Raw genomic sequence first — 11,205 nt, forward strand, 5'->3', positions numbered from 1 at the left:
AAAAAATCTAATCTATTCATTCAGAACGTCTTATAACAAAAATTATGTTGTTAACTCTTTCATATATAGCTACTTATTAGAACTTGAGCTGCTACTCATCCCTGATTGAATCTTCTTTATTCGGGCTATGAGGCTGTCTTTTTGTCTATCCGATAGGTTGGAGGCTTTGATTGCATTTTCAAGCTTTTGAAGCTCGTAAACGCTTGTTGGCTTTTGCTTATTCTCAATTGCAGTAAGCTCTGAGGTAAAATCGTGTACAGATGAGAGGTTTGAATGGGTTTTAAGAGGGGATGCATTATTTAATATAGATGAGGAATTTGAAACGGAGGGCTTTGAAGTTGCTAACTTAGCAATATCTGTTTCGTTTTTTTTATGGTAGACCAGTAAGCAGGCATTTTTTTCTGGCTCCCTATCCCAGCTCTGGATTTGTGGGCCTATAACTTTGGGATAGCTAGCATCATTATGCTCTATCCATTGGACTGTACCATCGCCTGTTTCATAGCGGCATCCTGTAACATAATGTCCTGGCTGATAGCACCCCATTGATTGTAAAGTGTACCAAAATTTTTTTCCGTTTGATAGCATTACATAGATCTCTTCATCAATAGTTACCTTGATTGTTCGTGCATGATCTGTAAAACGCTTAAGCGTTAAAGGTAAGATATCAGGTGCTCTGTCTAAAACTACTTTGCTGTGAGTATAGCCTTCTTCGGTTAAGATCTCTAGTTCTTCAGTTGAAAAAAATTTATCTAAGACCTCTTGTATAGATCCATTATGGAGAGGGAGTTGAAGTATAGAATCGCGCTCTTTAGATATAGTTTTTGTTTTATGGGATTGTGAGATGGATAGTACTTTATGAAATATTATTTTTCCAAAACCTATTTGATCCAAAAATCGAGTAGTAAACTCTCCTATATCTTGAAAAGGAGCTCCAAACCCAATTGCATTATAAAGTTCCTTTGCAGAAATGGTTTTTCCATCATTCAATAACGATTGCATAACTTTCAAGCATAGTAAGCGATTTTTTACTGTATCTGCTAAATAAGCATTTTCTGTACAGTTTCCTTGATCTATTTTTCGTAAAAACCCCTGAGCTCTACTTTTCAGTGAATTTTTTCCTGAAAATGCTCCTTCAAAGCGCGTTAGGATATTATTAATGGTTTGAGCTGCAGCCTCTTTTTTAGTCTCTTGGTCAGATTCAAGATTTTCAAGTGCTGTACTCATATTACCATATTCAGAGACTAAAAATTCATGAAACTGTCTTTGAGACCCACTTTTTTCAAAAATTTCTCTGAGAGTTTGGAGGTAGGCAAAACTTTCGCTAGATAAATTCTTATAATTTTGCTGAATCAATTCTAATTGGTTGATAAAACGCTTAGAGGTTAGTGCCTGTAGAGAGGCATTAGCATAACAGACTGAACCATAGTTTGTTAATCCTGCATGGGTATTGAAAGAAATATGCAAAAAATCATCAGGTTTAGACCCTCTCTTGCCTGTGCTTAATGATGTTCCTTCTTGTGATAAAAAGAATGATAGCGGAAAAGAAAGTTTTTGCCTTGATGGATAAAGTTGGGTAGTAGTGGTGGGGTCGAAGCCATCTACTTGTGTTTGATCAATCATAGAACCTATATTCCGTGTTCTGCCCGAGCTGTTTGCAGTAGGTTGTAATTCTTTAGAGGTTTTGCCCTCTAAGTGAGGATTGTCTTCAGTCATAGTCTTTTGTCTCTTATTGGAATATTTTAATTCATTCGTCCCCAAACTTCTAGAACGCTTAGTCCCCCGTCGTAAGTCGTCTTCCATAAGCCCCCCCCCTTGACTTGGTGAATTGAAAAGCTTATCGTCTGAATCGCTTATAAAAGGCACTTTAATTAATTTAGTTCGTAAGTATGGTTTGAATGTTCGATTTAATGATATATGAGGCTTTTTCCTTATTAAAATCTTTTGCTTTTTGATAGGCGAACTCGAAGCCATAACTCTTCCCTTAGAATTTTTCATTCCTTGAGTTTGTTGACCATTATCATGAGTTAGAGGTATGTATGAACTGGGCCAAGATACTTCTTTAAAAGCCTGCTCAGGATTAATAGGTTTTAACAGGCTTTGATTGACTTTATATCCATCATATACAAGTGGTTTACCTGTTAAGTAGCAGATTTTCTGCACCAAAACAAATGAACCATCGTCTTGAATTAGATTCTTAAGATATTCAACTTTAACTTTCTGCAACACTCTTAATATACCTTGATAAGCTCTACCAAAAGAGTATTTGGGATTCATTAATGACACTAATATTTCTAAGTTTTCTTTTGAAACCTCTTCTCCTTGTTCTAATTTATTATCGATAAAGGAAGCAAACCGTAAAACATTTGAATAATCCATTGATTTTAATTCGATTAATCTTTTGAATACTAATTCAATTATTTTCTGCCCAGAATCTTTAGAGATATGTGCAAGTCTTATCAAAGCACTTGTAACTTCCTTTCCTGCATTTTTATTAAACATTTCAAGTAAAAGATGTAGGAAAATAGAGATATAGTCTTCACTTTCCGAAATGAGCCTTAGTGCACTACTAGCAGAATCAATAGTTCTACATAAAAGAGCTATTTCTTGATTTTTATTACATTGAATTATTTGAATAAGCAAAGGTAGTATATTTTTTTTTAGAAAATTTGCCTGATTTTTTAAATTAGATGTGTAAAATATTAATGTTCTAATAATACTTAACAGCTCATTAGTTCCCTGTTTGTTCGTAATCTCTAGCAGTTTTTCTAGGATAGATTCCTGGTTATAAGGGGAATGTTTCAAAAGCATTATTCCTGCATCAAGCCTTACAGATATTTCGCAAGTATTTTTTTCGTTTGATAAAATTGAAGATAAAATATCTTTACAGTTAATAATCTTTTCTTCTGAATTTTGGGATATTTTCTTTAATAAAAAATGTTTATCTTTGGAACTAAATGCCTTTTCGAATATATTCTGTAATATTTCTTCTATATTTGTAAACCATGAAGCCTCAAGGCTTTCAAAAGCTGAAAAATCAATCTTATTTTCTATATTATATAAAGCCACTTCCCAAAAACTTTTTCGTACCTGTTCAAATGAATCCTGATCAGGCTTTGCCATGTGGCTTAGAAACCAGACAGCGTCCTTTTGCTTTTCTGGTTTCTGGGCTTCCTCCACCAAACCAGCAATTACCTGCTTTAATACTTTCTTGTTTGTCCATGCTCCAGCCTCATAATGGAGCATACTTGCGCCGAATAACTTTTCGGCATTATAGGGAAAAACATTTATTGATACCCAGGTCCTTATGGTATCCTGCTGGGGTAAAGTACAATCCACGTCTATAAGTTCTTTTATTAAATGATTTAAACGTCTATAATCTGCTATAGATAAATTTTTAATCTTTAAAAGCTCCAGCATGACCCCAGTGGCATGAGCCTTTAATTCCGATTCCCCTTTTGCAATTTCACCTAACGCAAGACTTAGTCGTATCTTAGGATCTATGCCTATAGACTCTTTGTTTTTTATCAAGAAGTTAAGCAAGCTTTTCCAATTTTTAGAACACTTAAAATATCCGTGCCTTGCCATTTTTTCTATGCAAAAAGTCATTTGGTAAGTGTCGGAAGGTTTTTTTAGACGATCTATAATAGCAAGCTCCAGCTTCTGAAAAAAGTCTTTCTTTTTTTCTAAAATCTCGATAAAGCCACAAACCAAATCTCGGTAAACAACTGTATCGATAGATTTACTAAAAAGCATCTCTTCTAAGTTTTTTTGAGGTAATGAGTAACCAAACTTAATTAACTTAAATAGAGCTTCCACTGCTTTTAGTTGACTACTTGATTTTGATGATCCAGTAAGTTTATTTTCTTGATAATTAATAGGTTGTGTGTCGCTAATGAAGTATATAAGAGGCAAGGCTGCTTGCTTGAAATCAGAGATAAGACCTGCTGAAGCAAGCTTCTCTATGCAAAAGGCTGCGACACCAGAACTGTATGGACTTATTTGGTAACGGAAAGCTATACCCACTAAGGTGTTTATTATTTTGGTTTTATCTTGATTTTTATCAATAATTCGTCTTAACAAATTACATGTTATTTTCTCTCGATCAAGTGGATGCATTTGCTTATTTAGGGTAATAGCAGTTATCAAGAAGTCAGTTATTTTTTTTTCTATCCTTGAAATCTTCGCGGCTATCTCACTTAACCTAACAACAACCTCATTTTTAAGGTTAGGAAACTGCTCACCTGCTGTTAGTAAAAGCGCTACCGAATCCATATTTGCTTCCTTTTGAAGAATCATTATGTTGCTTAAGCTTAAAATAGATTGTTTCTTAACATGGAGAAAGGATTTATCCCTAATAAGGTTTTCTAATACAACTTTCACTTTACCAGCACTGGTTTTTCTATTTCTAGCTATAGACTCTAAGAAATCGATTGCACGCTTACTGATCCAGTAATCCTTATTTTTTGCAACCTCTATTAAGGTATTCAAATAGAAATCATAATTGATGAGCTCTGGCTGAAAAAACAGATCTAATAGTACATCTATAAGCTTCCAGCAGGGAAGTTGTTGCTCAGCTTCGTCTTTTTCGGATGACTGGGCTAAGCAGGAAGTGGATGTAATTTTACCTGCTAATTTTTTAAAAAAAACTTTACAATCTACCCGATTTAAATTAACGATCTCTTTAAGGACATTTATTTTGTCTTTACCAAGTTTATGATCCAATTTTTTCTTACTGTCTAGATAATCCCAAGCACTTTTTACTAAAAATTCCTGGGCTGTTTTATTCCCTTTGCGTGCAAAATGCATTAGGAACATAAACGCATTTATACCCGGATCTTTGACTTCACGATAAAATCCTAATGTTGAAGATCTCATATCCATATGATAGGCTAACCTACCTAAGAAAGTCTCAAATTTGTTTTTGTCAGCTAAGTTTTTTAATTTTTCTATTGTTTCTTTTTGAATAGGAATGGAACTTTTTCTAAAAATATGATAGGACTCTAGGTCTGATAATTGTTGACCTAATATAGGTAAAAACTCGCTAGGAATATCTTTTATTGAATATGCCAACAACTTTAAAAGAGCATGATTATCATTTTTCCACTCTGAAACCTTCCTAACTTTTTCTAATACTTCATTGTTTTTTAAGAGGTTGGTGCGCTCTAGCAATCGTATAATTATTTTCTTTTCTGGGGCCTCTTCTATGTAGTGAATAACGTTTGGAATAAATTCCTTTTTGTATTGAGTAATCTCTTCGGGGAAGGCACATTCTTTAAAGCACTGAGCAAAAAGAGAGAGTTCATAACTTTTAGCTAGATCTCTAGGGGGTGAAAATAGATCATCAAAAAAAGCTTGAAGAGATTTTTGCTTTTTTTGAGAGGCCAGATATCCTGCTATCATACTCAGAACTAATGAATAACGCGGAATGAATTTATGGGTCTTAATGATTACTTTAGCTTTGCCTTGTTTTCCATCGATATAAAGTTGAGCAATAAAAGTGGCAGTCAAAAACTCTTGGAAGGTATAGTGTATAAAGCTTCCTTTGCCTCCCTCCACTCTAAAAAGACCGATGCTTTTTACCTGTTCAATACGGAGATTATTTCGATAGACAATTTCCTCGATTTTAACCTGATCAACATATAGAGAGTCTTGTTCCATTGCGTAAATCGCTATTTCTTGCAAAACCTTGTTTAAAGGAGCCACAAGGTAATGCTGTTGAGGTGATTTCTGGGAGCGCACTTCATCTTTACCTATACCTGATCTTAAAAGAAAAACCTTGTAAAAGTGATTGGTGATGTAGCTATATAGTTTTGTCGTTGTAAGAGTCTTATCTTTTTGAAATAATGTTTTGTCTTCGTTAAAAAGAGCACATAATATACTTAAATTTATTGGAATATGAGCAAGGCTATCTGCTAGTGGAGTTTTTGAAAGGTAAGATTTAAGGCTCTCAATTTTTTGCTGTTTATCAGCTTTTTCTACTCCTATTTCATCAAAAAATTTCGATATATAAGTCTCTATCTGGGAATCGCCAAAGCCTACGATCTCAAACTCTTGTGTTGAATTAAATTCAATAGTATTCGCAGACCTTGAGGTTACTAAAATATTTGGAAATAGTTTTTTTAAATCTTCAAATGCTTTAAACAGGTGCCTTCCCTTACTCTTTGCTTCTGAAGGAAGCCCATCGTATCCTTCTAAAATAAGTAGAGACTCTTTTAAAAACTCGCTATCATTAAGAAGATGTTGAAAGTCAATTCCTAAGTTAGGATATTCCCTTTGTAAAAGTTCGCTTGCTTTATAAACATGACCTGGGATCTTAGGGTAAAAATGCTTATTAAGGTTTCTAAGTGGTAAGCAAAAAACTATCTTAAATTTTGTCCAGCACTCCCCTTTTGACCAAAGAGAAAGCATATGATTAACAAAAGTTGTTTTGCCAATACCTGCAGATCCAAAGACGACCGGTCTTTCACCTTTTTCAAGTAACTCTTCAGAAAAGATCTCAGCGGGATCAAGCTCTTTTTTAAATATGGTTCCATGATCGGTAGGGCGGGGGTCTCTATATTCGCTCAAGGTTTTTCTATGGCTTGCTTCTCTTTCTTTTTTCTCTTGATCATCAATCATTGCAATTTTGACATAAAGATTATCTACAGGAACCTTGAGTTCCCATTCCCCTTTCTTTGAAAAAGTAAAAATAGAAAGCATTGCGTTTGTTTTATACATTTCCTTAATTAGAGGAAAAACCTCACCTTTGGCAAATTTATAGATCTTTTCTCGGTCCTTTTTAGCCTTTATAAGGCGTTGAACACTTTTCGGTGTGTCGTCATCCGAATTCTGAAAAGATATGTTCATTAATCGATTAACATCTTTAGGTACAACACATTCCTCAAGCTCTTCTCTTTTTTGATCATAAAAATTAAGATTTCCACAGTCCGAAGGATACTTACTTGCGGAGTTCTCCCAAAGGTTGTTTAGTTGCTTTCTATATTTTTCAGGAGGAAGCCCCAACAGTTCAATGAATAGCGTCTGGAAATGTTTAAGATATCCCCCACTCCGCCAATCTCTAACAGTAATAAACCTTTTGAAGCCAGTAGGTAGGGAAGTTTCATGGCTGCCACTTAAAATAATGGGAAAAATCCGTGTTAAACCTTCTTTGTAATCTTTTTCTCGTTTATTTTGGACGTGATTGAATTCTGTACAGACAGCTGATGTTCCTCTACTATGCTTTATCCGAAGAGACTCTGAGGCAAACAAAAGAACATAGCTACTCGATTCTGTCTTTTCCATAAACTTATTGATATCTGCTCCCATCCGGTTAGAAACAATATCAAAACGAACATCCGGAAATCCTGCTTTTTTAAGAGCTTTTTGCAGACTCTCTAAAAAGGGTTGTATCCATTTTTCCTTGCTTCGTTTCTCATCGGTGGGCCAAGCATACATGAAGTAGATCGTTTCATTAACAGATTTTTTAAAGAATTTTTTAAGTGCTTTTAGATAGCTCTTAAAAGCTTGGCTTGCATGTAAGTCTTTCTGTTCGAGCTGAAAAAGCTCTGTGCTTTTTTCATGATATTTTGATAAAAAATTATCTGCTCTATCTCTTTTTTCTGCTTCTGTTTGAGTGAGTTTGGTTTTTATTTTATGATACTTCTCCTTGATAACTTTAAAAAGATCTGACAAAATTTTGAGCGCAATATTATTTCCAGAAGAGGGAAATGTTCCTTTGTTTAAAATATTCATGGAGATGTATCTGATTCTATAGATAATCCCGCCTTTAAGAAAGCGGTTTCCTTTAATATAGAGTTCAATGTTTTCAATAAGCTTACATTCTTCTTCCTGGACTTTTTTTAAACGAGCTAAAGCATAGTTACGAATATCCTCATTATTACCAAACACACTTATTACAGTTTTTTTAAGCTTCTTAAAATTTGTAGGTTCAAGGCGGAAAGAAACCTCATGATCAGGCATGATTTTCACGGTCATTTCTTATTTCTCCTTAATAAGCCTTAGTAGTTTTCTAACTAAACCAAAACGATATTCATCTTCAGGAGTATAAATCCCACGCTCTATGAATCTCTCCTTAGAAGCCTCAGCATCCTTCTTTGCAGCATCCATATTTTGTAGTTCAAAGTTGGCAAAGCCACGTCGATAAAGAAGGGTCACATGTCTGGGGCGATTTTTTAGCCCAAGATCATAACACTCAAAGGCCTCTTGATATTTTTCCATATCTTGAAGGATAATGCCGCGGAATAGATGGGTAACAGCTGGGATTTTTTTAGGATCTGTTTCTTCTGTAGCGAAAAGAAGTAATGCTTCCTTTAATTTATTTTGAAATATTTCTTTATTTTTGCTAGTTTTTTTACTTACGTCATACTCAGCTCTAGCAAGCAGATAGATAGCGCGACCATAATCTCTTTTAATATCATTGTTTTTCCATTTATTGAACATCTCAAGTGCCTTTTCCCGACCGTGTTTTATGACTAGGTTCTTATTAGGCTGACAAAATATCCAGTCTTGTACGCTAAGTTCGTGTGCTTTTTTATGCTTTTCAAGGGCTTGGCGGTGCTTTTCAATAGCCTCTTCCTCTCTTCCTTCCCAGAATAGCCACTCCCCCCAATTATTGAGCAATGCTCCATAGTTGCTCCAAAGCGATGCTACCCGGGGCAATCCTAATTCTTCGTCTAAGGAATTTAAGTAATTTTTTTCAGAGTTTTTTAGGTCCTCCTCTTTTTTCCATATCGAACGATCGATTTTTGCTTTAAGTGAAAACATGCTGGCTCGAATTCTTGGGAGCTGTAAATCTGTTTTTAATTGCTGTTGTTGATAGCTCTCCATTAAAGCAAGCACTTCATCTGCACATTGTCTGGCCTTATCAAATTCTCTTTTCTTATAATTAATCAAAACATCTTGAATACCGCTGATGATTTTTAGCTGGGCTATTTGATCTTGAACAATTTGTGTCCAATGGCTTGCAGCAGGGCTGTCCTTATGCCTTTCAAAGCTACTAAACCATTCTTGCCTCCGGCTGATTTTAGCAACTAGCTCTTGCTTTTTAAGCATGTGATCAGCAATTTCTTCCTTTTCTGCTGGATCATAAAGGTAAAGGCGAGTAGGAATGATATCTTCACAAGAAGAAATGAGTTCTTTTTTCTGATTAGAAAGAAAAACATCAAGTTCTTCTAACCTTATGGGGAACTCTGGATCTAAGGCTAGAGAAAAAAGTTCGGGGTAAGTTTTTAGGAGTCTCGCAAGATGGTTTTTAAACTCCCAAGCAGGCATATCTCCTTGAACCTTAAGGAAGCCTTCTTCTATTTTAAAGTTTAGAAGCCTTTGCATCTCGCTGTTTGCAATCCCAAGCTTGGTTTCTAACTCCTTTAAAAACTGAGGGTTTTCCTTGATCTTTTTATTGACCTGTTCTAGCCAGGCAATTGTGGCATCAGAAAAGTGTCTTAAGCTTATCTCATTATTCTTAGCTTCAGTTACATTATAACATGCAATATGCTTAACCAAGTATTGTTCTAAATCAGACAAATGTCCTGTTTCGGGAAATTTACACATGTTTTTTCTTGCTAAATCAAAAAACTCAGGGTATCGCCTTCCCATTTTTTCAATTTGGGGCCAACTCATTACTTTATAGACTCGCTTAGGCATTCCTTTTTTAGAATCAAATTGAGCGAGCTGTGCATTTTGGCTATGGGTCTTTAGAACATACTCGGCAGATGGCATGACTTTTTTAATAGCCCAAAATTTGAGTCTATCCATGCTAGAAAAAGATCCAGGGCTTAAATTAGGAACAATATGGAACAAGTCTCCAGTCTGAGTATTACAGGTGTTTACGATGTTTGGAAGAGAGAGGTAGTTTGTAAAGTCTAATCGATCCTCATCGAGCCGGGCCATTGATACCATGTGGTGCCCTTCGAAGTAGTTTTCAAGCATCTGCTGGGCTCCGGGGGTGTCTAGTGTCATAGAATAAACATCTTCATGTCCTTTAGAGACACATAGCGAAGCTGTGAGCTGAGCAAGCCATCCTCCTAAAGAGTGCCCAACAATTCCCAAGCGATATTTTTTTGCTTCAGCGCTATCAAGCACTCTTCTTGTAAAACGGACTGCAGATAACTGTTGAGCTTCAACAACACCCCCTACTACCCCAATGACATCCGTTTGTAAGTCTCTAAAATAGGCATCTGTACCTCGGTGTGCCAATATAATGTGTCCTGTCTTATCGTTTACAAACGCGACTCCAAAGTAACCATCTTCTTTAACAGAATCTTCGTAATCAAGAATCTTCCAGTCTGTGGGTAAAGTGCATTTTTTGACTGGCATTCCCAGATCTAGTTGAAGCAAACCATCCCATGCAGTTGGTTCAAGACCAAGTGCATGCTTATTACTATAGGAAAGGCTACAAAATTTTGCACAAAGATAAGGGGTAGGACGCTCTTCAAATGCTTCTTGGTTAGATCTAAGGGATTCTTCAATAGAAGTCAGAGCAGTATTATTGGTAGGAAGGGCTCTGCCCCAATTAACGCGAAGAAATTGGTGTTGCTTAAGCTTTAGCCAGTTAGACAACTTAACTAGATCTCCATCCGAAACTGTGCAGTCGCTAAAATCGAGAACTGTTCCCGATTTTTCGAGCTTTTTTTGAATGTCTTGATTGGAAATAGTAGGTTCATGCTCTTCAGACGATGCATAGGCTACCCCGGATCCGAGCAAAACCGCACCCCCTAGCATCGAAATAAAAAAAGGAAGTTTTTTTTCCTTCTTATCTTGAGACCTTTGACTTTGGCCACTTCTACCTAAGGTGCTTACATAACGCCTATTTGATAGAGAAAATGATGTCTCTTTTTTAAAAATGCAATTTTTGAAATGAGACGGAAGTGGATCATTCCATATTCCCAAGAGCGTCTCTGTTTTCATCTGTTTAAAAAATTTTATTGCAAGCATTGGCTATTTCTCTCCCTTTAAAAAGTAGTTGGCCTTATAAAATAGTTTGAGTCTTCTCAAAAATCACCCCTCCATAACACCGGATCCCACATTCCGCAGGTTAGTGTAGAAAGTTGAGCATTTTTAGAGGGCAACTTTTTTTAGAAAATGTAAAGACATAATAATCGAATTGTCGTACATTGTCAAGTATTTTTTAAGCTTTTTGGAGACTTGTATGATGGAAGAATTTTCGAGCAAAGATATGGACCACCTTGGATTGGTAGCAGGAATGTG

The 11,205-nt window shown here is 35.7% G+C and carries 2 protein-coding genes; both read right to left on the bottom strand.

What is annotated here, in order from left to right:
• Positions 1-69: 69 nt before the first annotated feature.
• Positions 70-7,974, bottom strand: coding sequence for an NACHT domain-containing protein (locus NEPTK9_RS03180; RefSeq protein WP_194847384.1), 7,905 nt, complete (start codon positions 7,972-7,974; stop codon positions 70-72).
• A gap of 3 nt (positions 7,975-7,977) precedes the next feature.
• Positions 7,978-10,932, bottom strand: coding sequence for a lipase family protein (locus NEPTK9_RS03185; protein WP_194847385.1), 2,955 nt, complete (start codon positions 10,930-10,932; stop codon positions 7,978-7,980).
• Positions 10,933-11,205 lie beyond the last annotated feature (273 nt).

Origin of the sequence: Candidatus Neptunochlamydia vexilliferae, from assembly GCF_015356785.1 — a bacterium.
Lineage (GTDB): Bacteria > Chlamydiota > Chlamydiia > Chlamydiales > Simkaniaceae > Neptunichlamydia > Neptunichlamydia vexilliferae.

Bases quoted from the DNA above. Each gene is read 5' to 3' on its own strand.
- NEPTK9_RS03180 (WP_194847384.1), bottom strand. From the start codon at position 7,974: ATGACCGTGAAAATCATGCCTGATCATGAGGTTTCTTTCCGCCTTGAA.
- NEPTK9_RS03185 (WP_194847385.1), bottom strand. From the start codon at position 10,932: ATGCTTGCAATAAAATTTTTTAAACAGATGAAAACAGAGACGCTCTTG.